Raw genomic sequence first — 25,520 nt, 5'->3', positions numbered from 1 at the left:
GGTCGTGTGCCGGACTCGGATGCCGCATCGCCTGCCCCGCCGGACCGGTGGTTTCGCCACGTGGTGGTGTGGTGCCACTGCGTGGTTTTCGCCACCGACTGCTGGGCTTCGCCACCGACTGCAAAAGGTGGGAGAGATCATTCCAGTTGACTGGCTACCCCCAAGTTTCGAGCTCGAGCCTCGAGCCTGAGCAAGGAGCCTCTGGAGCGATTGCCCTGATGAAGCACCGGCGTCTGACGCGCACGATGTACGGACCGCCCCAGGATAGCTCTCACCAGTTGCATCGGCAAGGCAGGCACGCTGTCAATCCGGCAATACGTCGGCGATCAGTCCACCAGCACGCCGTCGGCGATACCGGGTTCGACCACGCGCATGCCGTCGGCGGCGGCGAGTTCCCGCAGCTCCGCCGGGAATTCACCGGTACCCAGGGCCAATACCGTGGGTCCGGCGCCCGAGACGGTGGCCGCGATTCCGGCCGCGCGCAGCGTGTCGATCCATTTGGTGGTCAGCGGCAGCGCCGCGGCCCGGTAACCCTGATGTAGCCGGTCGGCGGTGGCGGGCAGCAGCAGGTCGGGACGCTGCGTCAAGGCCACTACCGCCAGCGCGGAACGGCTGGCGTTGAAGGCCGCGTCGGCGTGCGGCACGGTGTCGGGCAGCAAACCGCGGGTGTGCGCCGTGGAGGAGCGCTCGGTGGGGATGAGCACGAACGGCCGCAGCGACGGATGCGGATCCAGCCGAACGGCCCGGTAGGAGCGGGTGTGATGGTCCCCCACCCCATTGGCCTCGGCGTCGGCGGGAGGGCCGGTTTCGGTCCAGGACACCACGATTCCGCCCAGTACGCTGGCCGCGGCGTTGTCGGGATGCCCCTCGAACTCCGAGGACAGCTGCACCAGCGCGTCATCGCCGAACCCCAGTGCCGGATCGAACTTGGTGGCCAGGCCGCGCCCCGCGGCCAGTCCGCCCACCACCGCCGAGGCCGAGGAACCCAGCCCCCGCGAGTGGGGAATCACGTTGCGGCACACCACATCCAGCCCGTCGGCCCAGACGCCCGCGGATTCCAGTCCGCGCTCGATGGCGCGTACCACCAGATGTGAAGGGCCCCAGGGCACGTCGTCGGCGCCCTCACCCTCCACCTTGATGGTGAGACCGGATTCGGTGGTGCGCACCGTGATCTCGTCGTACAGACCGAGGGCGATGCCCAGGGAGTCGAAACCCGGCCCCAGATTGGCGCTGGACGCCGGAACCCGCACCGTGACGGTGAGATCCGCGGGCAGGGTCCGGGTCATCACTTGACCTTCGCGCGAACTCAACTCAGGCCAGCTCGAGCTCGTGGGCCACCGCAACCGGGTCGACCGCGATCGGTGTGACCTCCGGCATGCCCTTGAGGGCATTGTCGGGGTCCTTGAGGCCGTTGCCGGTCACCGTGCACACCACGGTCAGTCCGGCGTCCAGCCAGCCCTCCTTGCGGGCGGCGAGCAGACCCGCCACGGAGGCGGCGGAGGCGGGCTCCACGAACACCCCCTCGGTGGCGGCGACCAGGCGGTACGCCGCCAGGATCTCCTCGTCGGTGGCCGCGCGGAACGCGCCGCCGGACTCCTCCTTGGCGTTCATCGCACCGTTCCAGGAGGCGGGCGCACCGATCCGGATAGCGGTGGCGACGGTCTCCGGATCACGCACCGGAGCCCCGTTCACCAGCGGCGCCGCCCCGGCGGCCTGCACGCCCAGCATGCGCGGACGGGCAGCGATGATGCCGTCGGCGTGGTACTCGCTGTAGCCCTTCCAGTAGGCGGTGATATTGCCCGCGTTGCCCACCGGCAGCGCGTGCACATCGGGGGCCTTGCCCAGGGCGTCGACGATTTCGAAGGCGGCGGTCTTCTGGCCCTCGATGCGGGCCGGGTTGACCGAGTTCACCAGGCCGACCTCGGGGAAGTCCGAGGTGACCTTGCGGGCCAGCTCCAGGCAGTCGTCGAAGTTGCCCGCGATCTGGATGATGTCCGCGCCCAGCATGACCGCCTGGGCCAGCTTGCCCATGGCGATCTTGCCCTGCGGAATGAGCACCGCGCAGCGCAGGCCCGCCCGGGTGGCGTAGGCGGCGGCCGAGGCCGAGGTGTTGCCGGTGGAGGCGCAGAGCACGGCCTTCTTGCCGGAGTACTTGGCGTCGGTCATGGCCATGGTCATGCCGCGGTCCTTGAAGGAACCGGTCGGGTTGAGGCCCTCGACCTTGAGGTACACCTCGCAGCCGGTCAGCTGGGAGAGGTGATGCGCGGGCACCAGCGGGGTGCCGCCCTCGAACAGCGTGACCGCCTCCCAATCGGCGGGCACCGGGAGCCGATCCCGGTACGCGTCGATCAGACCGGGCCACGGAGTGTGCACGGGGACCCGCGCGGTCGTACTCATTCCTCGGTGCCTTCCAATCTCAGAACACTGGTCACGGACGTGACGGAGTCCAGTTCGGCCAACGCGGCAACGGTATCGGCCAGCGCGGACTCCTGCGCGTGGTGGGTCACCACGACCAGGCGCGCGCCCTCGTCGTGCCCCTCCTGGCGGACCGTCGAGATGCTGACGCCGTGTTTGGCGAATTCACCCGCCACCGCCTCGAGGACGCCGGTGCGATCGGCGACCTGCAGGTTCACGTGGTAGCGGGTGGGGGTGTCGCCGATCGGTGCGATCGGCAGCTCAGCATAAACCGATTCGCCCGGCGCGCGGCCACCGAAGAACTTGTTGCGCGCCGCCATCACCAGATCGCCCATGACCGCCGAGGCGGTGGGCGCGCCGCCCGCGCCCTGACCGTAGAACATCAGGCGGCCGGCGTTCTCGGCCTCCACCACCACGGCGTTGAACGCCTCGTTCACCGCTGCCAGGGGGTGCTTGCGCGGGATGAGGGCCGGGTAGACGCGCACCGAGACGCTCTCCTTGCCGCCCTCCTCCGGTCCCTCCACCACGCGCTCGCAGATGGCGAGCAGCTTCACGGTGCAGCCGACGGCGGCGGCGGTCTCCAGATCCTCGGCGGTGATCTTGGAGATGCCCTCGCGGTAGACGTCGGCGGAGGTCACCCGGGTGTGGAAGGCCACCGAGGCGAGGATGGCGGCCTTCGCGGCGGCGTCGTAGCCCTCCACGTCGGCGGTCGGATCGGCCTCGGCGTAGCCCAGGCGAGTGGCCTCGGCGAGCACGTCGTGGTAGTCCGCGCCGGTCTCGGCCATGGCGGAGAGGATGAAGTTGGTGGTGCCGTTGACGATGCCCACCACGCGGTTCACCCGGTCACCGGACAGCGACTGGATGAGCGGGCGCATCACCGGGATGGCACCGGCGACGGCGGCCTCGAAGTACAGGTCGGCGCGGCTGTTCTCGGCCGCGGCCGCGAGTTCGCCGGTGTAGTCGGCGAGCAGCGCCTTGTTGGCGGTGATCACCGATTTGCCCGCGTCCAGGGCCTGTTTGATCAGTGCGCGGGCCGGGTCGATGCCGCCCATGAGCTCGACCACGATATCGACGTCGTCGCGGGTGACCAGGGCCTCGGAATCGGTGGTCAGCAGTTCGGCGGGCAGGCCGCGGTCCTTGCCGAGGTCGCGCACCGACACCCCGCGCAGCACCACGGGGGCGCCGACGCGGTTGCAGATGTCGTCGGCGTGATCGCGCAGAATACGCACGACCTCGGTGCCGACCGTGCCCATGCCGAGCACCGCGACACCGATCGGGTGGTCCGTCCCCCACACGCCGTTTCTCGCAGCGTTGTTAGCCACCTCTGTCATGCGTTCACCTCCAAACTGAGTAGGTCCTCCACCGTCTCCCGGCGGAGAATCAAGCGCGCCTTGCCGTCCCGCACCGCCACCACGGCGGGCCGGGTGAGCATGTTGTAGCGACTCGACATCGAATAGCAGTACGCGCCCGTCGCGGCCACCGCGATGAGATCGCCCGGACCCACGTCGGCGGGCATCCAGGTATCGCGAATGACGATATCCCCACTCTCGCAATGCTTTCCGACCACACGAGCGACGACGGCGGTGGAATCGCTGGTGCGCGAGACCAACCGGCAGTCGTACTCGGCCTGATACAGCGCGGGACGGATGTTATCGCTCATGCCGCCGTCCACCGAGACGTAGCGGCGGCGGTTGCCACCGTCGAGGGTGACGTCCTTGATGGTGCCGACCTCGTAGAGGGTCACGGTGCCCGGTCCGGCGATGGCCCGGCCCGGCTCGACCGCGATGGTCGGCTTGGGCAGCCCGGCGTGCGCCGCCTCCTCGGTGACGATGTGATCCAGCTTGGCGGCGAACTCGTCCAGCGCGGGCGGATCGTCATGCGGCAGGTACGAGATACCCAGGCCGCCACCGAGATCCAGAATGCTGATCTGCGCGGCGCGTTCGGCCCCGAACTTGTCCACGGCCTCGCGCAGCACCCCGAGCATGCGCCGGGTAGAGATCTCGAAACCGTCGATATCGAAGATCTGCGAGCCGATGTGGCTGTGCAGGCCGACCATGCGCAGGTGCGACGACTCGAAGACCCGCGCGATGGCCTGCATGGCGTCGCCGCTGGCGACCGAGAAGCCGAACTTCTGATCCTCGTGCGCGGTCGAGATGTATTCGTGGGTATGGGCTTCCACACCCACGGTGAGGCGCACCAGCACGTCCTGCACCACGCCCGCGCTCTTGGCCACCGCTTCGAGCCGCTCGATCTCGATGAGCGAGTCCAGCACCACGTGGCCGACCCCGGCGCGCACCGCGGCCTCCAGTTCGGGAACGGACTTGTTGTTGCCGTGCAAGGCGATTCGCTCGGCCGGGAAGCCGGCACGCAGCGCCACCGCGAGTTCGCCGCCGGAGCACACGTCCAGCGACAGGCCCTCGTCACGAATCCAGCGCGCGATCTCACCGCACAGGAACGCCTTGGAGGCGTAGTGCACCTTGGCGTTGTCGCCGAAGGCGCGCACCATATCGCGGCAGCGGGACCGGAAGTCGTCCTCGTCGACGACGAACAGCGGGGTGCCGAATTCGGCGGCCAGCTCGTGCACGGGCACGCCCGCCAGCCGCACCACACCGTCGGCGTCGCGAGTGGCGTTGCGGGGCCACACATTCGCGGGCAGCTCGATCATCTGCCGGGCCGCGGTCGGGCGCTCGGGCAGATTCGGCGCGTGCGGGATGTCGGCGTGGCGGGGTCCGGCGGGGTGGGCACTCATCTACATACGCTCCGGGGCAGATACGCCTAGCAGGCCGAGGCCGTTGGCGAGAACTTGGTTGGCGGCTTTGACCAGCTCGAGGCGGGCGGCGTGGCGCGGCGAGACGGGCTCGTCGCCCTTGGGCAGCACGCGCATGTCGTCGTCGGACTGGAAGGGGTGGTAGGCCCCGGCGAGCTCCTCCAGGTAGCGCACCACCCGATGCGGTTCGCGCATCTCGGCGGCGGTGGCCACCACGCGCGGATACTCACCGAGGGTGCGGATCAGCTCGCCCTCGCGCTCGGCCGACATGAGGCCGAAATCCGGTGTCACCGAATCGAAGTCGAATGCCTTGGCATTGTCGATGATGCGGCAGGTGCGGGCGTGCGCGTACTGCACGTAGTACACCGGGTTGACGCTGTCCTGCTTGGTCCACAGGTTGATGTCGATATCGATGCTGGTGTTCACCGACGACCGCATGAGCGAGTAGCGGGCAGCGTCCACGCCGATGGCGTCGACCAGGTCCTCCAGCGTGACCACGGTGCCCGCCCGCTTCGACATCTTCACGGCCGCACCGTCTTTGAGCAGGTTCACCATCTGGCCGATGAGCACCTCGACCACGTCGGGGTTCTCGCCGAGGGTCGAGGCGACGGCCTTGAGACGGCCGATGTAGCCGTGATGGTCGGCCCCGAGCATGTAGATGCACAGGTCGAAGCCGCGCGACAGCTTGTTCTCCAGGTAGGCGATATCGCCGCCGATGTAGGCCGACTTGCCGTCGCTCTTGATGACGACGCGGTCCTTGTCGTCACCGAACTCGGTGGAGTTGATCCACCAGGCGCCGTCTTTCTCGTACAGGTTGCCCGAGGACTTCATCCGCTCCAGCGCCGCGTCCACCGCGCCGGACTCGAACAGCGAGCTCTCGTTGAAGTACACGTCGAAGTCGGTGCCGAAGTCGTGCAGCGACTGCTTGATCTGCGCGAACATCAGCTCGACGCCCTCGCGCCGGAACAGCTCGTGCCGCTGCTCGGCGGGCAGCTCGACGGCGGTGGGATGCGCGGCCACGATGGTCGCGGCGATCTCGCCGATGTAGGCCCCCGCGTAGCCGTCCTCGGGGGTGGGTTCGCCGAGCGCGGCGGCGACCAGCGACTTGGCGAAGCGGTCGATCTGCGCGCCGTGGTCGTTGAAGTAGTACTCGCGGGTGACCTGCGCGCCCTGCGCCGCCAGGATGCGCCCCAGGGCGTCGCCCACCGCCGCCCAGCGGGTGCCGCCGAGATGTACCGGTCCAGTGGGGTTGGCGGAGACGAATTCCAGGTTGATCTTGGTGCCCGCGAGGGTGTCGGCTGTGCCGAAGCTCTCACCCGCCGCCAGGATCCTGGTGATGATCGCGCCCTGGGCGGCCTTGGCCAGCCGGATGTTCAGGAAGCCGGGCCCGGCGACCTCCGCGGACTCGATACCCTCGGCCGCCGACAGCGCCTCGGCCAGCAGGTTCGCGAAATCCCGCGGATTCAAGCCCGCTTTCTTCCCTACCTGCATGGCCAGATTCGTGGCATAGTCACCGTGCTCAGGGTTACGCGGACGCTCCACCTTGACCTCGTCGGGCAGGACCGCAGGGTCGGATCCACGTTCGACAAGGACCTTCGCCGCGGTCGCACGAAGGAGATCTGCAAGGTCAGCTGGAGTCACGAGTCACTATCCTATGGTCTGAGCAGGTGAACGCCGTCAGCGGGCACCTCGCGGGCACGCGCCCGGCAAACGGGGCGGCGACGAGTCGCCACCCCGTCTGATTGTCCACACGTCGAAAAGAGCACAACAGCGATGCCGAGCAGGACCAGCGCCAAGTCGGCGAAAGCCATCAAGGCCGCGAGCAAATCCTCCACGTCGCCGCGGAAGGGAGGCAAGAGCGGGAAGTTGCCGACCAAGCGCAACATCCCGTGGCCGACCATCGGTGCCGCGGTGGTGATCATCGCACTCGTCGGCGCGCTCGCCGCGTACCTGGTGCCGAAGTATCACGCGCAGGAGGAGCTGAAGAATCCGTCCGCCTATATCGACGGCGTGGTCAAGAAGGACTATCCGGCGGGTCAGCACGTGTCGGCCGCCCAGCGGGTGGCCTACGACCAGACCCCGGCCTTCGGCGGCCCGCACGACAGTTCGTGGGCGGCGTGCACGGGCGTGGTGTACGACAAGGCCATTCGCACCGAGAGCGCGGTGCACTCGCTCGAACACGGTGCGGTGTGGATCACCTACAACCCGGACAGTGTGGACGCCGGGACCATCGACACCCTGAAGCAGAAGGTCGACGGTCAGCCGTACATGCTCATGTCGCCCTACCCCGGCCTGGACAAGCCGATCTCGCTGCAGGCGTGGGGGCACCAGCTGAAGGTGGACACCGTCGACGATGCCCGGGTGGACCGGTTCATCAAGGATCTGCGCCTCAACGAGAACACCTATCCGGAGGTGGGCGCCAGCTGCGCCAACCCGACCTTCGACACGGTGAATCCGCCCGCCTTCGATCCGACGCCGCCGGGCCCCGACGCGGTGGGCATGGACGGCAAGGGCGCGACCCAGGGATCCATGACCGATCCCACCGAGCTGGGCGGCGGACTGCAGGGCATCCCGGGGTTGGAGGGCCTGTCCGGTCTGGAGGGTCTGTCGGGTCTGCCGGAGGGTATTCCGAACATTCCCGCACCGACCGACGCGCCCGCGGGTGAGCAGCCCGCCGCGCCCGAGGACGCTCAGCAGCCCGAGCAGCCCGCGCCGGGACAGTGATGCCGCCCTTGTTGTCCCACAGCGATCCCCACGAGTCGGCCGACGACCAGCCCGCCGAATCCACCGCGACCGCCCGCCCGAGCCAACGCCCGGCGCTGGTCGTGCTGGGCGTGATCGGCGTGCTGCTCATCGGCTTCGCGCTGGGCGTGTTCGCGCGCATCCCCCTGGACGGCAGCTCCGAGCCGAATCCGAATGCCGTGGACATCGGCTTCAGCCAGGACATGTCGGTGCACCACGCCCAAGCGGTCGAGATGGCCGGTGTCGCACTGGCGGGTTCCGACGATCCGGCCATCAAGAGCCTGGCCTACGACATCCTCACCAGCCAGCAGAATCAGCTCGGGCGCATGCACGCCTGGTTGCAGCTGTGGGGCGAGCCGCTGCTGCCGACCGGCGGGTACATGGGCTGGATGGCCGACGCGGGCTCCTCGCACGGCCACGGCGGCGAGGCCGCCGCACCGGAACACACCGGCCCGGTGTCGACCATGCCGGGCATGGCGTCCCAGGAGGACCTGGTCGCCCTGCGCCAGGCCACCGGCACCGCCCAGGACATCCTGTTCCTCCAGCTCATGCTGCGCCACCACCTGGGCGGCGTGCCGATGACCGAATACGCCCTCGAACGCGCCGAGACCAGCGGAGTCCGCGATCTCGCCGAGAAAATGGCCCGCACCCAGGCGGGCGAGGTCACCCTCATGACCCGGATGCTCGACGCCCGCGGCGCCTCCCCCCTCCCCTACCCCTGACCCCGAACCGTCCACCGAGCACACGCGAAACGCCCGGTCCACACCTGTTTTTGGCCGAGACGCAACCCATGCGATACGCTTTCCCAGCCCGAGCGGAACACCCGCCCGGACATATCCCCGCCCTCGTAGCTCAGGGGATAGAGCGTTTGCCTCCGGAGCAAAAGGCCGCAGGTTCGATTCCTGCCGAGGGCACATCAGAATCAGGCCCCTGACCAGCACTTCGCCGGTCAGGGGCCTTTTCGTGCCCGAGCGCGATGAGTCGGAAGAGGACGTTCGACATGGTCGACGTAGCTGTCAGCCCGGCGCCGGTGTGCGGCCGGGTTGGTGCGGACGTTTCGAGCGATGGATTCGTCCTGCTGGATCGCCTGCACCGGGGCGCGCGGGTTACTGCAACAGCCACCACAGCAGGACGACGACCAGGGCGACCATCGCGACCATGACGAGTGCCCTGGCTGCCCTAGGTAACTTCGCCAGCCACCGTTGAAACCTGCCCAGCAGGGAGGCGGCCCAGAGCTGAGCCTTCAACGCCCAATCGAACTGTGGGGCAAGCATGCCGAACGCGACGATGAGCAGCGGAAGCCCGACCTCGGGTAGCACTATCAGCAAAGGCACTACACACACGGCGAGCAGCAGGCCCCCGACAATGATGGCGGCTCGCACCACGACCGGACGCCGTTGGAACGCCCGCCGCTGATCCATCGCCCGGGAGTAGAGCTCGTCTCGTTCCTTTTCGTCGTCGCTGGCCGACCGATTGTCCGAGCCCTGCTCGCTGCTCATCCACGCGCCTCCGGTCGAGTGTGGTGTCTCGGTGGCAATCGCTGCCAGCAGCATAGGCCGGGTGAACCGGCAGCGGCTGCACGACGTGCCGTACTGCCTGCGGGTTCGGTCGGTCGTTGGTATTGGCACACAGTCACCGAGTGACCGCGGTGATGTCGCGCCTCCGCTTCGACTGGAACTGAGTGCAGTCGATCCGCCACCGGATCATGGTGGGCTCCGCCGTGTGGCGGTACCTGTGGGTGGAAACACTCGACAGGGTCGCTGATGGGTACGGCTTGTCATCGCGGGAACGGACGTTCTGGACGGTATGTTCGCGGGCATGTCCGCTACCGCATTCGCTACGACGAGCCCGCGCAGGAGGCGCGGTGGGTGGATGGCGGTGTTGGTGGCGGCGGTCGCGGCGGCGTCCACGCTGTATGCGCCCCTCGCGGGCGGCAATGCGGTGGGCGAGAGTCCGGATCTGCTCGCGTTCTACACGCCGGCGGAGGATCGGGTGGCGGGGCCGCACGGGTCGGTGATTCAGATGCGGTCGATCGACGGTGATCCGGGGGTGCCGGGGGCGCGGAACTATCTGGTGCTGTATCGGTCCATTGATCTGGGCGGCAATCCGGTCGCCGTGTCGGGGACCGTCGCGGTGCCGCCCGGGGAAGCGCCGCCGGGTGGTTGGCCGCTCATCTCCTGGGCGCACGGCACCACCGGGGTGGCCGATGGTTGTGCGCCGTCGCGCGACACCTCGCCCGCCTATCCGGCGCACGACTACACCTCGCTGGTGCGGCAGGTGCAGGCGCGCTGGGTGGCGGCCGGGTACGCGGTGGCGCAGACCGACTATCAGGGGCTGGGCACACCCGGGCCGCACGGATATCTGATCGGTGCGGCCGAGCAGCGGGCGGTCACCGATATGGCGTTGGCCGCCAGGCAGATCGAGCCCGCCATCGGCACCCGGTGGGTAGCGGTCGGCCATTCACAGGGCGGTCAGGCCGCGGTGTTCGCGAACGCGCAAGCCGCCGCCTGGGCTCCCGAACTGGAGTTGCTGGGGGCGGTGGCGCTGGCCCCCGCCTCGCATCAGGGCATCGGCGTGCAGGCATCGCAGCTGGCCACCACGGTCGGTGCGGCGGCGGCGCTGGGACAGGCCGCGGCCGGGACGACGGCCTTCCTGCCCTTGGTGATTCGCGGTGCGCAGACGGCGGCGCCGATCGACCCGGCCCGGTTCCTCACCCCGCGCGCCGATGCCATGCTGCCGCTGGCCGATACCGGCTGCATCGGGCAGTTGCGCGGCGCGGACCAGTGGGGTGGGCTGCCCGCCGGCGCGGTGTTCGACCGCGACGGCGACGTGTCCGCCCTGGCCCGCGTGCTCGACGAGAACGACCCCAGCTCACTGACTTTCACCCGGCCGCTGCTGGTGCTCCAGGGCCGCGCGGACACGACGGTACCGGCGCTGGCCACCGACGCCATGGTGGCCCAGCAGCGTCTGACCGGGCTGCCGGTCGAGTACCGCACCTACCCGGGTGTCGACCATCGCGGGGTGCTGGACGCGTCCTACCCCACCGCATTGGCCTGGGTCGACGGACGCTTCGGCCGCTGAGCGACGGGCGCGGTTGCGTATCACCGCGACCGCAGCGCGTACACCGCCGACATTCCGACGGCGCAGCAGCCGACAATGGCCAGCGCGGTCCAGCCCGCGGCGGGCGACGCGATATCGGCCGGGTCGCGGAACCAGCGCGGCGAATACGCCACCCGGCCGAAACTGTTGCCGCGCAAGGCAAGTACCAGGCACGGCACCACCAGCACCGCCACCGCCAGCACCGCGCTCGGCGCGGCGCTCGGCGTGACCGCGCCGAAGCAGTAGCCGACGATCAGGGCGAGGACGGTGATGCCGAGGATCGGGATCACCGCCGCCGGGGTGGCGGTCCGCCCCGCGGTCAGGGCGGCGAAGACGGCGAGCGCCGCGGCGGCCAGCAGTCCGGCCCACGGCCGCGGCCAGCGGCGGCCCGCCCACAGTCCGGCGGCCACGCCGAGCAGCGGGATGGGCATACTCCAATCCGGGCGCGGCACAGCGGTAATCGCGCTCCCGACATTGGCGGCGGCCACCGCCAGCAACACCAGCACGCCGTCGCGAGCGGGCAGCAGCAGCACCGCGGCCCCGGTGACGATCATGGCGACAGCGACCGCCAGCACGTTGTCGGCGAACGAATCCGCCTGGCGTGCAATCCATTCGGCGGCCACCACGTGCGAGGTGAGGAGCAGCAGCGCCGCGACGATCGGGCCGAGTGGCAGATCACCGTAATCGGGCTTGCCCAATGGTGATTCGAGCCGGTTCAACAGCGTTCCCGCCGCCAGCGCGAGGACTGCGAGGGCGATGAGCCAGACCGGCGGCGTATCGGTGGCTGCCCACTCGGCCAACGACGACGCCGTACCTGCGGGCAGCGCGGTGAGATCACCGATGAGGACCGCCGACAGGATGCCGGTGAGGAAGGCGTACCCGGTGGCGGGACGCCGCAGCGCCGCCACCGCGAGCGCACCCAGCAGGATGCCGCCGAACAGCGAGTCGACGTAGTTCACGGTGGTCAGCGCGGCGGCCGCGGCGGGGTCGCGGAGGTGGTCGACCAGCAGTATCGTCGCGCTGCCGAGCGCCGCGACCCATGCGGCGCGCACGCCCAGCGAGACGGCCAGGGCGGCGGTCACCACCGCGAGCACCGCTCCGGCGGCCGCCGCACGGGGCACGTTCATGACCAGCAGATCGACCTGGAGCGACGGACCGGAGCTGGTCCACGCGAAATCGAGCGGAGCCATCAGCAGCAGCCCGGCGACCGTCGCGCCGAGGAAGGCGGCCGACACCTCGATCGTCCACTCGTACCGGCGCAGGTCCGGCAGCGGGACCGCTCCTACCGGATGTGCCAACGCGAACTTCACGCCCATCTCGTCACCTACCCGATCGATGGTGCGAACGCCTCTCGCGCGACGGAGAGCGGATGTCGCCGGGGCTGTCAGGAACCGCGTACCGGGCCTGTTGCCGTGATGTTGCCCATCGCCGAGTTTACCGGTGAGGTCAGCCACGATTCACGCACGCGTCGACCACACGTTGGTAACAAGACGGTGGTGCCGAGCGGTCTAGCCCATGGTCACGAACCGTGACCTGTACATCACGACAGAAAGGTCCGACACCATGATGGTTTCGCCGGTTTCCGTACCCAGCAATCCGCTCGAGGCGCTGCTGCGCGCCATCTCGACCATGCTGTGCACGCTGTCCTCCGGCGGCGGCTGCGCGGTCATCCAGTAGCGCAACCGGTCCGATCGAAGAGGCCGCGACGTGGGAGAGATCCCCGCGCGGACTGTGCCCGGGGGCAGACGGGCACAGCCGAGCACCGGACCGAATCCGGCCGGAACATTCCGGCCGAACCACCCAACCGAAATTCGAACGGCCGTAAGGTCAGGCCGTCGGGGGAATCAGGCGCAGCGGAAGCGGTAGTCCGCGGTCTGCACCATGCCCGGGATCACGGCGAGTTGCACGGCGGGCTCACCATCGAGCGTGCAGCCGGCGGGCGTCGAAGTGAGCTGCACCCGGTAGCAGCCGGAGGCGACACCGAAGCTCCCGGCGCCGTTCGCCCCGGTGGTCACGGTCGCGAGCACCGGACCGCCCATGCAGTCGCTCACGTCCGCGGTGACGCCCTCGATCGGGAACCGATCGGCGGCGTGCACGGCGCTTACCCGGAGTGTGTTGTCGCCGGGGCCTTCGGCGGCGGCCGATACCGGAACCATGGCCAGTGCGGCCGCGGCGGTGACGATCAGCGTGGTGCGCAATGGATCTCCCTCGTGCGAGCGCGAGACCGCATCGGCGGGTCCCGCTGTTCTCGCGTCAATATAGGGGGCGCGACGGCACCGGTCACAAATTTCGGTGCGGCCACCGCGGTTACGCGGCGGTAGCCGGCACCGACGCCACGGCGGTGTCCGACTCGGCGGCGAAAGCGACTGCCGTGCCGAGCACTTCGAGCCGCACCCGCTCCCCCACCACCGGAGCGCCGACACTGATCCGGCGCACCTGGATGGGCGCGGCCGCACCGTCCAGGGCAATGGTGAGCATGACGTCCGCGCCGCGGAATTCCACCGCGCGCACCGTTCCGGTGCCCGGTTCGCCGTCCGACACCACCTGCGCCACCAGCTGTTCCGGCCGCGTCATCACGGTGACCGCCCCGGTGGGCGCGTCCGACCGCACGGGTACGCGGCCGAGCGCGCACTCGGCGACACCGGATTCGACGGTGCCGTCGAGCAGGACGCAGTCGCCGAGGAAGCGGGCGGTGAACAGGTCGGCGGGGGCGGCGTACACCTGTTCCGGCGAGCCCACCTGGGTGAACCGCCCGGCGCACATGACCGCCACCTGGTCGGCGAACGACAGCGCCTCCTCTTGGTCGTGGGTGACCAGAACGCTGGTCATGCCCGCGGCCCGCAGGGTGTCGGCGACCGCCTGCCGGGTGGTGGCGCGCAATCCGGTGTCAAGGGCGCTGAACGGCTCGTCGAGCAGCATCACATCGGGTTTGCGGGCCAGTGCCCGCGCCAACGCCACCCGCTGTTGCTGACCGCCGGAGAGCTCGTGTGGGCGGCGGTCGGCGTAGGCGGAGCCCAGTGACACCATGTCGAGGAGTTCGACGACCCGGTCGCGATGGCGGCGACGGCGACCGGACAGCCCGCCGTTGAGACCGTAGGCAATGTTCTGGCCGACCGTCAGATGCGGGAACAGCGCGCCGTCCTGGGCCACATAGCCGATATTGCGACGATTGGGCGGAATCGAGAAGCCTTCACGCACAACGGTTTCGGATCCGACCGCAACGCTGCCCGCATCGGGCGACTCGAATCCGGCGATCACCCGCAGCAGGGTCGTCTTCCCGCAGCCGGAAGCACCGACCACCGCGGTGGCGCTGCCGTTCGCGACGTCGAGGGTGATGGCGTCGAGCACCCCGGTGTGGCCGAAGGTCTTCGACACCCCGGATACGACAAGACGACTCATACTCCGGCCGCCTTCCTTGATTGAGTGAACAGCAGATAGGTGACCGGCACCGACACCAGGATCATGATCAGCGCGTAGGGTGCGGCGGCGGCGTAGTCGAGTTCGCTCGACAGCGACCAGAACCGCATGGCCAATGTCCGGGTGCCGATGGGGGCCAGCAGCAGGGTGGCGGTCAGCTCGGTGGCGACGGCCACGAACACCAGCGCCGCCGAGGTCGCGGCCGCGGGGGCGGTGAGCCGCAGGGTGACGCGGAAGAAGGTGGCGGGGGCGGACTTGCCGAGCGCCCGCGACACCTCCTCCAGACCCACCGGCACCTGGGCGAGTCCGGCGCGCACGCTCACCAGGGCGCGCGGCAGGAACATGAGGGTGTAGGCGGCCAGCACCATGGCGGTGGTCTGGTAGACGCCCGGCAGCCAGCGAATGGTCACGGTCACCATGGCCAGCGCGATGACGATGCCCGGCAGCGAACTGGTGATGTAATTGGCCCCCTCGATCAGCCGCGCGAACACGGTGTCCGAGCGCACCGCGATCCAGGCCACCGGGAAGGCGCACAGCGTGGTGATCACGGCGGCGGCGACCGCCAAACCGAGCGTCTGCCCCAGAGATTCGCCGATATCGGCCCAATCCCACACGGCCGCACCGCCCTTGCCGAGCCAGCGCAGTATGGTCCACAGCGGCACCCCGAGCGCGGCGACCGCTGTCGCGGCCAGCACCGCGAGCACCGGAATCGCGGTGCCGCCCAACCGGACCCGCCGCACGGCTCGCGGTGCGCCGCTGCCGATGCGGGCGTAGCGGGCCTGCCCCCGCGCCGTCGCCTCACCCGCCAGCAGCACCAGGCAGCACAGCACCAGCACGCTGGCCAGGCCGCTCGCCGCGGGCCCGGCGAAACTGGACTGGTACTGCTCGAAGATGGCCGTGGTGAAGGTGGCGAACCGCACCATGGCGAACGCGCCGTATTCGGCGAGCAGGTGCAGGGCGATGAGTAGACCGCCGCCCAGAATGGCCAGGCGCAACTGCGGCAGCACGATGCGGACGAAGACCGCCACCGGCCCGGAGCCGAGCGCCCGCGCCGACTCCTCCACGGCCGGATCGAGTCGCCGCAGTGTGGCGGCGGCCGGGAGGTACACCAGCGGAAAGTACGACAGGGTGGCGATGAGCACGCCCGCCCCGAGCCCGTGCAGCGCGGGGAACACGCTCACCCAGCCGTAGCTGTTCACGAAGGCGGGCACCGCCAGCGGCGCGGCGAATACCGGCCCCCACCAAGCGGATCCGGGGACGTCGGTGCGCTCCAGGAGCCAGGCCAGGCCGACGCCCAGCACCACGCAGATCGGCACGGTGAGCACCACCAGGCTCACCGTGTTGCGCAGCAGTTCGCCGACCCGGGCGCGGAAGATGAGCTGGGCCGTCTCGTGCGGTCCGGTCTCGAGGAGGGTGTAGACGATGTAGCCGAGCGGCACGAACGTCGCCGCCACCAGCAGCAGCGCGACGCCCGTGACGAATGGGCCGGGGCGGGAGCCGCGCCCCGGCCGGTCGACTACAGCGGTCCGGACGGTCATGGTTAGAGCAGACCGGCCTCGGTCATCAACTCGGTGACCTTCTTCGCATTCAGTCGGCTCGGATCGATCGCCGGGGCCTGGAGCGAATCCAGCGGCGGCAGTGCGGGATTGGCGGCCACATCGCTGGCGACCGGATACTCCATGGAGGTGCCGTCGCGCAGCACCTCCTGGCCGGCGCGGGAGACGATGAATCGGATGAAGCGCTGCGCCTGCTCCTGCTTGTCGCTCGACTTCAGCACGCCACCGCCGGAAATGGAGACGAATGCGCCCGGATCCTGGTTCTTGAAGTAGTGCAGCGCGGTATTGCCGCTGTTCTCCTTGGTCTTGGCCTGGTCGCGATACCAGTAGTAGTGGTAGATGACGCCGCCGTCGAACTGCCCGGCATTGACGCCCTTCATGGTGACCACATTGTTCTGCGACGGAATCGCGTTCTCCTTCATGCCCCGCAGCCAGGCGCGGGTGGCGTCCTCGCCCTTCAGTTCCAGCAGGGCGGCCACGATGGCCTGGAAGTCCGCGCCGGATACGCCCGCGCTCCAGCGGCCCTTCCACTGCGGCTGCTGGAGATCCAGCAGGGAGGCGGGCAGCTGGTCGGCGGCAAACTTGCCGGTGTCGTAGACGAAGACGGTGGCGCGCGCGGCGACGCCGGTCCACTTGCCGGTGGAGGGTCGGTAGGACGCGGGGACGGCGTCGAGGGTCTCGGCATCCAGGTCGGCGAACAGCCCAGCGTTCTCGACCAGGGCCATGGCCGGGGAATTCTCGGTGAGGAAGACATCCGCGGGTGAGGCCGCGCCCTCGGCGACGAGCTGATTGCCCAGGTCGGTGTCACCGCCCTGACGCAGGGTCACCTTGATGCCGGTCTCCGCGGTGAACGCCTCGGCCCACTCCTTGGTGAGCGACTCGTGCTGGGCGTTGTACACCAGAATCTCGTTGTCGTCCTCGGACGAGTTCGAGCAACCCGTGGCCGCGAGCAGCGTGAGGGCCGCGAGAGCACCGGATAGCAGTTTCCATCGGCCTGCCGTCATGACTGTCCTTTCCCGCCTCTGACCTGAGGTTTGGCTAACCAACCTAGCGTCTCATGGGGGCGGGGGAACCGGCACCCCCGACTGAACGGCGAGTCCGGACAGCGTCGCGGCCCCCCGCGGTACACCGCAGGGGGCCGGAATCGAGCGAGCGGCGGGATTCGAACCCGCGTGAACGGCTTTGCAGGCCGGTACCTAACCACTCGGTCACACCCGCATCGCCGTCGATACTCCCCCGTCGGCCCGAGCTCCGCGAGGGTTGGAATCGCGCTGATCGCAATGCGACCCATCGCCCTCCGACACCCGGTGCCGTCGGCCGGTCCATCGAAAACGGTCGCTCGTGCGATGATCGGTGCATGTCTCGGCCACGTCCCCTGCCGCTCGATCCCATCGAGGAGGCGCATCGCCAGTGGACCGAGCACGGATGGGGTGACGTCGCGGACGGTATGGCGGCGGTGACGTCACTGGTGCGGGCACAGCAGATCGTCATGGCCCGGGTGGACGAGGCACTGAAACCCTCGGGGCTGACCTTCTCCCGCTACGAACTGCTGATGCTGCTGAGTTTCAGCAAGACGGGCGCGCTGCCCATGGCGGTGGCCAGCGCCCGGCTCCAGGTGCATCCGACGTCGGTGACCAATACCGTCGACCGGCTGGAAGCGGCCCACCTGGTGAAACGGGTGCCGCATCCCAGCGATCGGCGGGCGACCCTGATCGAGATCACCGATGCCGGAAGGCAACTGGTGGCCGAGGCGACCGCCGCGCTGAACCGGGAGGTGTTCTCCCGACCGGGCCTGTCACCGGAACGTTTGCGGCAACTGCTGGAGTTGCTGGCAGAATTCCGACGCGCCGCCGGAGACTTCGATGCGGGCGACACGCCGACACGATGGGCCAGCCGGTAACCCTCCAGCATCCGGATAGCCACTTTCCTGCGCCATTGTCTTGGAATCGGGCCGCAAAAGGTTCACCATTGAGCCATGGTGCTGGTCCTCGGGGTATCGGCGGGCGCTTCGGGCGCGCGGGCGATGCTGACCCATTCCGACCAGCCCCACCTGCCCCCGATCGACCGCGTGCACGTGCCGCGCCGGGTGGGCGGTGCGCTGGAGGAGGCGGTTTTCGAGGCGATCCGCCTGATGCGCCAGTCGGCCGCGCGCCGCGACGAGTTCATCACCGGCATCGCCGCCACCTGCCGCAGCGCCACGGCGGCGGAGGCGGTGCGCGCCACGGCCGGGCGCAATCGCCTCACCGTGATCGACGAACCGGTCGCCCAACTGCGGTATCTGCGGTTCACCGGCCGACTACCCGCCGAGGGCTCGGTGCTGCTCTACGACCTGGGCGCGTCCGGGCTGACGGTGACCCAGATCGACTGCCGCGCCGATGCCATCCTGGCGAGCAAGCGCAGCACGGTACTGGGCGGTGACGGGCACGACGCGCTGCTGCGCTGGCTGCTGGCCCGCAACGGGGTGGGGGTGGATCTGCCCTCCAGCCGCCGCTACAAGGAGGCACTGGACACCGAGCGGGTGGTGACGGTGTGCGACCCCATCTCCGGGCATCGGGCGGTGATCACCCGCAGTGATTTCGCCGACCTGGCGGAGGCCGGGATCCACCATTCGGCGTCGTTCGTCCGGCAGATGATCGCCGAGACCGGGGTGCACCCCACCGCCATCGCCCTGCTCGGCGGCTGCACCCGGACGCTGAGCATTCGCGACGAACTCCAGCAGCAGCTGGACATACCGCTCATCTACGACCCGGAGCCGGAGTTCGTCTCCGCTCGCGGCGCGGTCCTGCTCGCCGCCGAACGCCCCTCCGCCCGCCGGGTGCGCAGTGTCCGGTTCGCCCCGATGGCCGCCGCCATGCGCGGTACCGAGGAGCCGGTCTCCCGGCGCAAACTGCTCGCCGCCGTCGCGGTCACCGCCACCCTGGGCGGCACCATCGCGGGCGTGCTCATGATGGATCGCAGCCATCAGGAAGGCGGCACCCCGGCCAGTCCGGTCGAGATGATCGGACCGCCGAAACCCGGCGGCTGAGCGCACCACCCCGGAGCCGTCGGGGCCGCGCCGGATACGACGACCGGCCCCGCATCCGATCCGGTGACCGCGCCGCGAGTTTTCCGCCCGCCGAATACGCCTGTGTCCCGCCGTGATTCACGGCGGGACACATGTTGTCGAGGAGAGCCGGGGCGCTCCGCTACTTGTGCGAGAAGTTCGCGGCGCGCTTCTCGACGAAGGCCGCCATCCCCTCCTTCTGATCCTCGGTGGCGAACAGCGAGTGGAAGACCCGACGCTCGAAGCGCAGCCCCTCGCCGAGGGTGGTCTCGAAGGAGCGGTCCACGGCCTCCTTGGCGATCATGACCGACGGCAGCGACATCGAGGCGATGGTCGCGGCCACCTCGAGAGCGGTGGAGACCAGGTCGGCGGCGGGGACGATACGCGAGACCAGACCCGCCCGCTCGGCCTCCTCGGCATCCATGTTCCGGCCGGTCAGGATGAGGTCCATGGCCTTGGCCTTGCCCACGGCGCGGGTGAGGCGCTGCGAGCCGCCCATGCCGGGGATGACGCCGAGCTTGATCTCCGGCTGCCCGAACTTGGCGGTGTCGGCGGCGATCAGCAGGTCGCACATCATGGCCAGCTCACAGCCGCCGCCGAGGGCGTAGCCGGCGACCGCCGCGATGATCGGCTTGCGGAAGGCGGTGAGCCGATCCCAGCCCGCGAAGTGGTCGGCGAGGAACATGTCCATATAGGACTTGCTCTGCATCTCCTTGATATCCGCGCCCGCCGCGAAGGCCCGCTCCGACCCGGTGAGCACGACCGCACCGATCTCGTCATCGTGCTCGAGCTCGTCGAGGGCGGCGGAGATGTCGGCGAGGACCTGCGAGTTCAGCGCATTGAGGGCCTTCGGCCGGTTGAGCGTGATCAGCGCGACGCGCCCCTTGCGCTCCAGCAGAATGGTCTCGAATTCAGGCACGCGTGTTCTCTCCTCCGGATCGCTTGCGGATATCGGTGACGATAGCCGAGAAGTCCTTGCCCGCTTCGTCCTGGTTGAAGCGGTCGTAGATCGCGGCGGCGAGCAGGCCGATCTGTCCGTCGACGCCATTGGCCGCGAGCGCGTTGGCCGCCAGACCCAGATCCTTGTTCATCAGCGCCGTGGCGAATCCGGGCCGGTAGTCGTTGTTGGCCGGGCTGGTCGGCACCGGGCCGGGCACCGGACAGTACGAGGTGAGCGCCCACGACTGCCCCGACGCCGTGGACACCACGTCGAAGAACTTCTCGTGCGTGAGGCCCAGCTTCTCACCGAGCACGATGGCCTCGGACAGCCCGATCATGGAGATGCCCAGCAGCATGTTGTTGCAGATCTTGGCGGCCTGGCCGACGCCCGCGCCGCCGCAGTGCACCACCTTGCCGCCCATGACCTCCAGCAGCGGCAGCCCGTCGGCGAAATCCGCCGCCTCGCCGCCCACCATGAAGGTGAGCGTGCCCGCCGCCGCACCGGCGACGCCGCCGGAGACCGGGGCGTCCAGCGCCCGATGCCCCGCCGCGACCGCTCGCTCCGAGGCGGTCTTGGCGTCGGCGACATCGATGGTCGAGCAGTCGATGAACAGCGTGCCCGGCTTGGCGGCGGGCAGGACCTCGTCGTACACATCCAGCACGACGCGGCCGTTGGGCAGCATGGTGATGACGCAATCGGCCTCGGCGGCGGCCTGTTTCGCGGTGTCGACCACCCGCGCGCCGTCGGTGCGCGCCTGCTCCTGTGCGGCGGGCACCGGATCGTAGGCCAGCACCTCGTATCCGGCCCGCACCAGATTCGCGGCCATCGGGCCACCCATGTGGCCCAGCCCCAGGAATGCGACTCGCTTGCTCATTTTCCCTCCGGTGCGGTCAATCCCAGTTCCTTGTCGCCCAATTCGGCGAAATACGTGTCCACCTCGGCCGCGCTGACATCGGCGAGGGTGGCCGGGTTCCACCGCGGGTTGCGGTCCTTGTCCACGACCTGCGCGCGGATGCCCTCCACCAGGTCGTGGGTGCTCAGCGAGGCCACCGACACCCGGTACTCCTCGTTCAGCACCTCCTCGAGGTGCGTCGCGGCGCGCGCGTTGCGCAGCGAGCGCAGCGTGACCTTCAGCGCCACCGGTGATTTGGTCAGCACGTCCGCGGCTGCCTTGGCGGCCTCGGGGGCGTCGTGGGTGCGCAGCCGCGCCACGATCTCCTCCACCGAGTCGGCGCTGTAGCAGGCGTCGATCCAGTCGCGCTGCGCCATCAGTTCGGATTCCGGTGCGGTCTGCGCGAATTTGGCGATGGCGGTATCGGCGTCGTTGTCGCGCAGCGCTTCCAGCAGTGCCGGAAGCTGCTCCGCGGGCACGAAGTAGTCGGCGAAGCCCGCCGCGATGGCATCACCGGCACTCATCCGCGCGGTGGTGAGGGCGACGTGGGTGCCGATCTCGCCGGGCGCGTGCGACAGCAGGTAGGTGCCGCCCACGTCGGGGATGAAGCCGATGCCGGTCTCCGGCATGCCGATCTTGGATCGTTCGGTCACGATGCGGTGGCTGGCGTGCCCGGACAGGCCGACACCGCCGCCCATGACGATGCCGTCCATGACGGCGACGTACGGCTTCGGGTAGCGGCCGATGAGCGCGTTGAGCATGTACTCGTCACGCCAGAACCGGCCGCTCGGCGAGTCGGCGGCGGCCGTATCGCCCTGCGCCACCGCGTTCTTGGCGTCATTGTGGATGGCGACGATATCGCCGCCCGCACACAGTCCGCGCTCGCCCGCGCCGGTGAGCACGACGGTGCGCACCTCGTCGTCGGCGGCCCACTCGCGCAGCGCGTCCAGAATGGCCAGCGCCATCGGATGATTCAGCGCGTTGATGGCCTTGGGCCGGTTGAGCGTGATCAGGCCGAGCCCGTCGCGCCGCTCGATCAGGACTTCCGGTTCGGCCGTATCGGTTCCTCGCACGCTGTTTCCTTTCACGCCGCCCCCACTACCGAGCGGGCGACGACCACCCGCATGATTTCGTTCGTACCTTCGAGAATCTGGTGCACCCGCAGATCGCGGACGATCTTCTCGACCCCGTACTCGGCCAGATAGCCGTAGCCGCCGTGCAATTGCAGCGCCTTGTTGGCCACCTCGAATCCGGCGTCGGTGGTGAATCGCTTCGCCATGGCGCACAGCTCCACCTTGTCGGGTGCGTCGGCGTCCAGCGCCGCCGCGGCCCGCCACAGCAGCGTGCGCGACGCCTCCAGTGCGGTCCGCATATCGGCGAGTTCGAATTGCAGTGCGGCATTGTCCAACAGCCGCGCCCCGAATGCCTTGCGCTGCGCCAGATAGGCCACGGTCTTGTCCATCGCCGCCTGCGCGCCGCCGAGTGAGCAGGCCGCGATGTTCAGCCGCCCGCCGTTGAGCCCGTTCATGGCGATCCGGAAGCCGCTGCCCTCGCCGCCGAGCAGGTTCGCGGCGGGCACCCGGGCATTGTCCAGAATGACCTGCCGGGTGGGCTGGGCGTTCCAGCCCATCTTCTTCTCGTTCGCGCCGAAGGACAGCCCGGGGGTGTCGGCGGGCACGATGAAGGCCGAGATCCCGCGTGCCCCTTCGGTTCCGGTGCGGGCCATGAGTACGTACACATCGGTGCTGCCCGCCCCGGAGATGAACTGCTTGACGCCGGTGAGCAGATAGTCGTCGCCGTCGCGCACGGCCTTGGTGCTCAGGGCCGCCGCGTCGGAGCCGACGCCGGGTTCGGTGAGGGCGTAGCTGGCCAGTGCGTCCATCGACGTCAGCCCCGGCAGCCAGCGGTGCCGCTGCTGCTCGGTGCCGAAGCTGTCGATCATCCAGGCCGCCATATTGTGAATGGAGATATAGGCGGCCACGGCCGGGCAGCCGGTGGCGAGCTGTTCGAAGATGCGCACGGCGTCCAGCCGCCGCAGCTGCGAACCGCCCACATCCTCGCGGACGTAGATGCCGCCCAGGCCGAGCGACCCGGCCTTGCGCAGCACGTCCACCGGGAAGTGTTTGCGCTCATCCCATTCCAGCGCGTTGGGGGCCAGGAGCTCGTCGGCAAAGGATCGGGCGGTCGCGGTGATCGCCTGCTCGTCGTCGTCGAGTAGGAACATGGGTCAGTCCATGGTCGGGATGACGAAGGCGTTGGACTCCTTGAGCCCGGCGGGCCAACGCTGCGTCACCGTCTTGGTCTTGGTATAGAAGCGGATCGAATCCGGGCCGTGCTGGTTGAGATCGCCGAAACCGGAACGCTTCCAGCCGCCGAAGGTGTGGTAGGCGATCGGCACCGGGATCGGCACGTTGATGCCGACCATGCCGACCTGCACGCGCGCGGCGAAGTCGCGGGCGGTGTCGCCGTCGCGGGTGAAGATGGCCACGCCATTGCCGTATTCGTGCTCGTTGGGCAGGCGCAGCGCCGCTTCGTAATCCTTGGCGCGCACAATCGACAGCACGGGTCCGAAGATCTCCTCCCGGTAGATCCGCATCTCCGGGGTGACCCGGTCGAACAGCGAGGCACCGGCGAAGAAGCCGTCCTCCGCGCCCTCGACCACCAGGCCGCGACCGTCGATGACGAGTTCCGCGCCCTCGTCCACGCCGATCTGCACGTAACTGTTCACCCGGTCCACGCCGTCGCGGCCGACCAGCGGGCCGAAGTCCGCGCCCGGATCGTCGGAGCGGCCCACATTGAGCTTGTTGACGCGCTCGATCAGCTTCTCGCGCAGGCGATCCGCGGTCTCCTCACCGACCGGCACGGCGACCGAGATGGCCATGCAGCGCTCACCCGCGGAGCCGTAGCCCGCGCCGATGAGCTGATCGGCCACATCGTCGAGGTCGGCGTCCGGCATGACGATGGCGTGGTTCTTGGCCCCGCCGAAGCACTGGGCGCGCTTGCCGTTGGCGGTGGCGGTCTCGTAGATGTACTGCGCGATCGGGGTGGAGCCCACGAACCCGACGGCGGAGATCCGCTCGTCGTGCAGCAGCGCGTCCACCGCCTCCTTGTCGCCGTTGACCACGTTGAACACCCCGGCCGGGAGCCCGGCTTCGACGAAGAGTTCGGCCAGCCGCAGCGGCACCGAGGGGTCCCGCTCGGAGGGCTTGAGCACGAAGGCGTTGCCGCACGCCAGTGCCGGTCCGGCCTTCCACAGCGGGATCATGGCCGGGAAGTTGAACGGGGTGATGCCCGCGACCACGCCGAGCGGCTGGCGCATGGAGTACACGTCGATGCCGGTGCCCGCGCTCTCGGTGTATTCGCCCTTGAGCAGATGCGGGATGCCGGTGGCGAATTCGATCACCTCGAGGCCGCGCTGGATGTCGCCCTTGGCGTCGGCGATGGTCTTGCCGTGTTCGGAGGACAGCAGCGCGGCGAGGGAGTCCATCTCGTCCTGCACCAGCGTCAGGAACCGCATGAGCACGCGGGCCCGCTTCTGCGGGTTGAACGCGGCCCACTCCCGCTGCGCCTCGGCGGCGTTCGCGATGACGGCTTCCACCTCGGCCGTGGTGGCGAGGGGCACCTTGGCCTGCACTTGACCGGTACTCGGGTCGTACACGTCCCCGAATTTGCCGGAGGTGCCGGGGACGTGCCGCCCGCCGATGAAGTGGGTGAGTTCGCGAACCATGCCAGTCCTGTTCGTCGTCGCCGTAGGTGTACGTGGCGATCCTATAGTTGGACATCCAAGTATTGACTGTGGGATAACTCACAAGATCATTCGCACGGCTCTGGCAATGTGCGGCAGATCACTCTAGAGTTGGTTTGACGTCCTACTATCTGGACACCAATGGAATCTTCCCGCGGAGGATGCGATGGTCGACCTGCACGTCCCGGTCCACCCGGTGCGGTTCGTGACCGCGGCGGCACTGTTCGACGGCCACGACGCGGCCATCAACATCATGCGCAGAATCCTGCAATCGCAGGGCGCGGAGGTGGTTCACCTCGGACACAACCGCGCGGTCAGCGAGGTCGTGGACGCAGTGCTCACCGAGGACGCGCAGGGCGTGGCCATCAGTTCGTACCAGGGCGGGCACGTCGAGTACTTCGAATACCTGGCCGCCGCGCTGCGCGAGGCCGGAGCCGACCACGTGCGCGTCTTCGGTGGGGGCGGCGGGGTGATCATCCCCGAGGAGATCGCGCGATTGGCGGCCTCCGGGGTGACCATCTTCTCGCCCGAGGACGGGCAGCGGCTCGGGCTGCCGGGAATGATCAACAAGCTCATCGAGACCTGCGATGTGGACCTGGCGCAGGCGCCGGTTCCGGTGGAGCAGGTGCTCGCCGGGGAGCGGGCCGCACTGGCGCGGGCGCTCACCTGCTTGCAGCAGGACGCCCTGCCGGAGGCCGACCGGGCCGCCCTGCGCGCCGCGGCGGCCGATCGGCGGGTGCCGGTACTCGGCATCACCGGCACCGGCGGCTCCGGAAAGTCCTCGCTCACCGACGAATTGATTCGCCGTCTGCGCAGCGACCAGCAGGACAAGCTGCGAGTGGCGGTGCTGGCGGTGGACCCGACCCGGCGGCGCGGCGGCGGCGCGCTGCTCGGCGACCGCATC

The 25,520-nt window shown here is 69.2% G+C and carries 22 protein-coding genes and 2 tRNA genes; 7 read left to right on the top strand and 17 right to left on the bottom strand.

Annotated elements, in window-relative coordinates; all coding sequences use genetic code 11:
* Positions 1–326 precede the first annotated feature (326 nt).
* The 5 genes from thrB to argS are packed head-to-tail and all read right to left on the bottom strand — an operon-like array spanning position 327 to position 6,823.
* Positions 327–1,286 (bottom strand): homoserine kinase, encoded by a 960-nt coding sequence (gene thrB / locus ON31_RS07145; RefSeq protein ID WP_039810653.1) that lies wholly within the window; start codon positions 1,284–1,286, stop codon positions 327–329.
* Positions 1,287–1,311: 25 nt separating this feature from the next.
* A complete protein-coding gene (gene thrC / locus ON31_RS07140) occupies positions 1,312–2,397 on the bottom strand; it encodes a threonine synthase (RefSeq protein ID WP_039810651.1) in 1,086 nt (361 codons plus the stop codon).
* Entirely contained in the window at positions 2,394–3,746 is a 1,353-nt protein-coding gene (locus tag ON31_RS07135) for a homoserine dehydrogenase (RefSeq protein WP_051036954.1), read from the bottom strand. Before ON31_RS07135 ends, thrC begins: the two co-directional genes overlap by 4 nt.
* The gene (gene lysA, locus ON31_RS07130) at positions 3,743–5,164 is read right to left on the bottom strand and encodes a diaminopimelate decarboxylase (RefSeq protein ID WP_039810648.1); all 1,422 of its coding nucleotides are present in this window, start codon (positions 5,162–5,164) and stop codon (positions 3,743–3,745) included. Before lysA ends, ON31_RS07135 begins: the two co-directional genes overlap by 4 nt.
* Complete coding sequence (gene argS, locus ON31_RS07125) at positions 5,165–6,823, bottom strand: arginine--tRNA ligase (protein WP_039810645.1); 1,659 nt, start codon at positions 6,821–6,823, stop codon at positions 5,165–5,167.
* A 132-nt stretch (positions 6,824–6,955) separates the two neighbouring features.
* Here argS and ON31_RS07120 point away from each other — a divergent pair, with 132 nt between their 5' ends.
* The 3 genes from ON31_RS07120 (at position 6,956) to ON31_RS07110 (ending at position 8,838) form a co-directional block, all read left to right on the top strand.
* Entirely contained in the window at positions 6,956–7,906 is a 951-nt protein-coding gene (locus tag ON31_RS07120; protein ID WP_051036953.1) for a thioredoxin-like domain-containing protein, read from the top strand.
* A complete protein-coding gene (locus ON31_RS07115) occupies positions 7,906–8,646 on the top strand; it encodes a DUF305 domain-containing protein (RefSeq protein ID WP_051036952.1) in 741 nt (246 codons plus the stop codon). The genes ON31_RS07120 and ON31_RS07115 overlap by 1 nt, the downstream gene beginning before the upstream one ends.
* A gap of 119 nt (positions 8,647–8,765) precedes the next feature.
* A tRNA-Arg gene (locus tag ON31_RS07110) sits at positions 8,766–8,838 on the top strand.
* 192 nt (positions 8,839–9,030) lie between these two features.
* On the opposite strand, the gene ON31_RS07105 is transcribed toward ON31_RS07110, so the two are convergent.
* On the bottom strand, positions 9,031–9,423 hold the full coding sequence (locus tag ON31_RS07105) for a hypothetical protein (protein ID WP_039810644.1): 393 nt from the start codon (positions 9,421–9,423) through the stop codon (positions 9,031–9,033).
* Between the two features lie 373 nt (positions 9,424–9,796).
* On the opposite strand from ON31_RS07105, the gene ON31_RS07100 reads away from it, so the two are divergent.
* The gene (locus ON31_RS07100; RefSeq protein ID WP_039810642.1) at positions 9,797–11,005 is read left to right on the top strand and encodes an alpha/beta hydrolase family protein; all 1,209 of its coding nucleotides are present in this window, start codon (positions 9,797–9,799) and stop codon (positions 11,003–11,005) included.
* A 20-nt stretch (positions 11,006–11,025) separates the two neighbouring features.
* Here ON31_RS07100 and ON31_RS07095 read toward each other — a convergent pair whose 3' ends face one another.
* The 6 genes from ON31_RS07095 to ON31_RS07070 form a co-directional block, all read right to left on the bottom strand.
* The gene (locus ON31_RS07095) at positions 11,026–12,339 is read right to left on the bottom strand and encodes a hypothetical protein (protein ID WP_039810640.1); all 1,314 of its coding nucleotides are present in this window, start codon (positions 12,337–12,339) and stop codon (positions 11,026–11,028) included.
* Positions 12,340–12,867: 528 nt separating this feature from the next.
* A complete protein-coding gene (locus tag ON31_RS07090) occupies positions 12,868–13,221 on the bottom strand; it encodes a prealbumin-like fold domain-containing protein (RefSeq protein WP_039810639.1) in 354 nt (117 codons plus the stop codon).
* Positions 13,222–13,330: 109 nt separating this feature from the next.
* Positions 13,331–14,422, bottom strand: coding sequence for an ABC transporter ATP-binding protein (locus tag ON31_RS07085; RefSeq protein WP_051036951.1), 1,092 nt, complete (start codon positions 14,420–14,422; stop codon positions 13,331–13,333).
* A complete protein-coding gene (locus tag ON31_RS07080; protein WP_039810637.1) occupies positions 14,419–15,978 on the bottom strand; it encodes an ABC transporter permease in 1,560 nt (519 codons plus the stop codon). Before ON31_RS07080 ends, ON31_RS07085 begins: the two co-directional genes overlap by 4 nt.
* A gap of 2 nt (positions 15,979–15,980) precedes the next feature.
* The gene (locus tag ON31_RS07075; RefSeq protein ID WP_039810635.1) at positions 15,981–17,000 is read right to left on the bottom strand and encodes an iron ABC transporter substrate-binding protein; all 1,020 of its coding nucleotides are present in this window, start codon (positions 16,998–17,000) and stop codon (positions 15,981–15,983) included.
* A gap of 143 nt (positions 17,001–17,143) precedes the next feature.
* Positions 17,144–17,214, bottom strand: a tRNA-Cys gene (locus ON31_RS07070).
* 139 nt (positions 17,215–17,353) lie between these two features.
* Between ON31_RS07070 and ON31_RS07065 the strand changes: the two genes are divergently transcribed.
* Both ON31_RS07065 and ON31_RS07060 read left to right on the top strand, forming a co-directional pair.
* Entirely contained in the window at positions 17,354–17,896 is a 543-nt protein-coding gene (locus tag ON31_RS07065; RefSeq protein WP_029925780.1) for a MarR family winged helix-turn-helix transcriptional regulator, read from the top strand.
* Positions 17,897–17,971: 75 nt separating this feature from the next.
* On the top strand, positions 17,972–19,021 hold the full coding sequence (locus ON31_RS07060; RefSeq protein WP_039810632.1) for an acetate and sugar kinases/Hsc70/actin family protein: 1,050 nt from the start codon (positions 17,972–17,974) through the stop codon (positions 19,019–19,021).
* Positions 19,022–19,181: 160 nt separating this feature from the next.
* On the opposite strand, the gene ON31_RS07055 is transcribed toward ON31_RS07060, so the two are convergent.
* From ON31_RS07055 to ON31_RS07035, 5 genes are read right to left on the bottom strand one after another with little or no spacing between them, the layout of a single operon-like run.
* Positions 19,182–19,958: an enoyl-CoA hydratase gene (locus ON31_RS07055; RefSeq protein WP_039810630.1), complete on the bottom strand. Its 777-nt coding sequence runs from the start codon at positions 19,956–19,958 to the stop codon at positions 19,182–19,184.
* Positions 19,951–20,853, bottom strand: coding sequence for a 3-hydroxyisobutyrate dehydrogenase (mmsB, locus tag ON31_RS07050; RefSeq protein ID WP_039810629.1), 903 nt, complete (start codon positions 20,851–20,853; stop codon positions 19,951–19,953). Before mmsB ends, ON31_RS07055 begins: the two co-directional genes overlap by 8 nt.
* Positions 20,850–21,944: an enoyl-CoA hydratase/isomerase family protein gene (locus ON31_RS07045; protein WP_039810683.1), complete on the bottom strand. Its 1,095-nt coding sequence runs from the start codon at positions 21,942–21,944 to the stop codon at positions 20,850–20,852. Before ON31_RS07045 ends, mmsB begins: the two co-directional genes overlap by 4 nt.
* A gap of 11 nt (positions 21,945–21,955) precedes the next feature.
* Entirely contained in the window at positions 21,956–23,095 is a 1,140-nt protein-coding gene (locus tag ON31_RS07040) for an acyl-CoA dehydrogenase family protein (RefSeq protein WP_039810627.1), read from the bottom strand.
* A 3-nt stretch (positions 23,096–23,098) separates the two neighbouring features.
* Positions 23,099–24,598 (bottom strand): CoA-acylating methylmalonate-semialdehyde dehydrogenase, encoded by a 1,500-nt coding sequence (locus tag ON31_RS07035; protein ID WP_039810624.1) that lies wholly within the window; start codon positions 24,596–24,598, stop codon positions 23,099–23,101.
* A gap of 184 nt (positions 24,599–24,782) precedes the next feature.
* Between ON31_RS07035 and ON31_RS07030 the strand changes: the two genes are divergently transcribed.
* The coding region (locus ON31_RS07030; RefSeq protein WP_039810622.1) for a cobalamin-dependent protein at positions 24,783–25,520 on the top strand (738 nt) is incomplete at its 3' end.

The organism is Nocardia otitidiscaviarum NBRC 14405, from assembly GCF_000308635.1.
GTDB classification, from domain to species: Bacteria; Actinomycetota; Actinomycetes; order Mycobacteriales; family Mycobacteriaceae; genus Nocardia; species Nocardia otitidiscaviarum.
Note: the sequence above shows the minus strand (reverse complement) of the source record. Positions and strands in the feature narration are given on the sequence as shown.

Excerpts from the sequence above, each read along its gene's own strand:
- thrB (WP_039810653.1), bottom strand. The coding sequence starts at position 1,286 with ATGACCCGGACCCTGCCCGCGGATCTCACCGTCACGGTGCGGGTTCCG.
- thrC (WP_039810651.1), bottom strand. The coding sequence starts at position 2,397 with ATGAGTACGACCGCGCGGGTCCCCGTGCACACTCCGTGGCCCGGTCTG.
- ON31_RS07135 (WP_051036954.1), bottom strand. The coding sequence starts at position 3,746 with ATGACAGAGGTGGCTAACAACGCTGCGAGAAACGGCGTGTGGGGGACG.
- lysA (WP_039810648.1), bottom strand. The coding sequence starts at position 5,164 with ATGAGTGCCCACCCCGCCGGACCCCGCCACGCCGACATCCCGCACGCG.
- ON31_RS07120 (WP_051036953.1), top strand. The coding sequence starts at position 6,956 with ATGCCGAGCAGGACCAGCGCCAAGTCGGCGAAAGCCATCAAGGCCGCG.
- ON31_RS07115 (WP_051036952.1), top strand. The coding sequence starts at position 7,906 with ATGCCGCCCTTGTTGTCCCACAGCGATCCCCACGAGTCGGCCGACGAC.
- ON31_RS07105 (WP_039810644.1), bottom strand. The coding sequence starts at position 9,423 with ATGAGCAGCGAGCAGGGCTCGGACAATCGGTCGGCCAGCGACGACGAA.
- ON31_RS07100 (WP_039810642.1), top strand. The coding sequence starts at position 9,797 with ATGGCGGTGTTGGTGGCGGCGGTCGCGGCGGCGTCCACGCTGTATGCG.
- ON31_RS07095 (WP_039810640.1), bottom strand. The coding sequence starts at position 12,339 with ATGGGCGTGAAGTTCGCGTTGGCACATCCGGTAGGAGCGGTCCCGCTG.
- ON31_RS07085 (WP_051036951.1), bottom strand. The coding sequence starts at position 14,422 with ATGAGTCGTCTTGTCGTATCCGGGGTGTCGAAGACCTTCGGCCACACC.
- ON31_RS07080 (WP_039810637.1), bottom strand. The coding sequence starts at position 15,978 with ATGACCGTCCGGACCGCTGTAGTCGACCGGCCGGGGCGCGGCTCCCGC.
- ON31_RS07075 (WP_039810635.1), bottom strand. The coding sequence starts at position 17,000 with ATGACGGCAGGCCGATGGAAACTGCTATCCGGTGCTCTCGCGGCCCTC.
- ON31_RS07065 (WP_029925780.1), top strand. The coding sequence starts at position 17,354 with ATGTCTCGGCCACGTCCCCTGCCGCTCGATCCCATCGAGGAGGCGCAT.
- ON31_RS07060 (WP_039810632.1), top strand. The coding sequence starts at position 17,972 with ATGGTGCTGGTCCTCGGGGTATCGGCGGGCGCTTCGGGCGCGCGGGCG.
- mmsB (WP_039810629.1), bottom strand. The coding sequence starts at position 20,853 with ATGAGCAAGCGAGTCGCATTCCTGGGGCTGGGCCACATGGGTGGCCCG.
- ON31_RS07040 (WP_039810627.1), bottom strand. The coding sequence starts at position 23,095 with ATGTTCCTACTCGACGACGACGAGCAGGCGATCACCGCGACCGCCCGA.
- ON31_RS07035 (WP_039810624.1), bottom strand. The coding sequence starts at position 24,598 with ATGGTTCGCGAACTCACCCACTTCATCGGCGGGCGGCACGTCCCCGGC.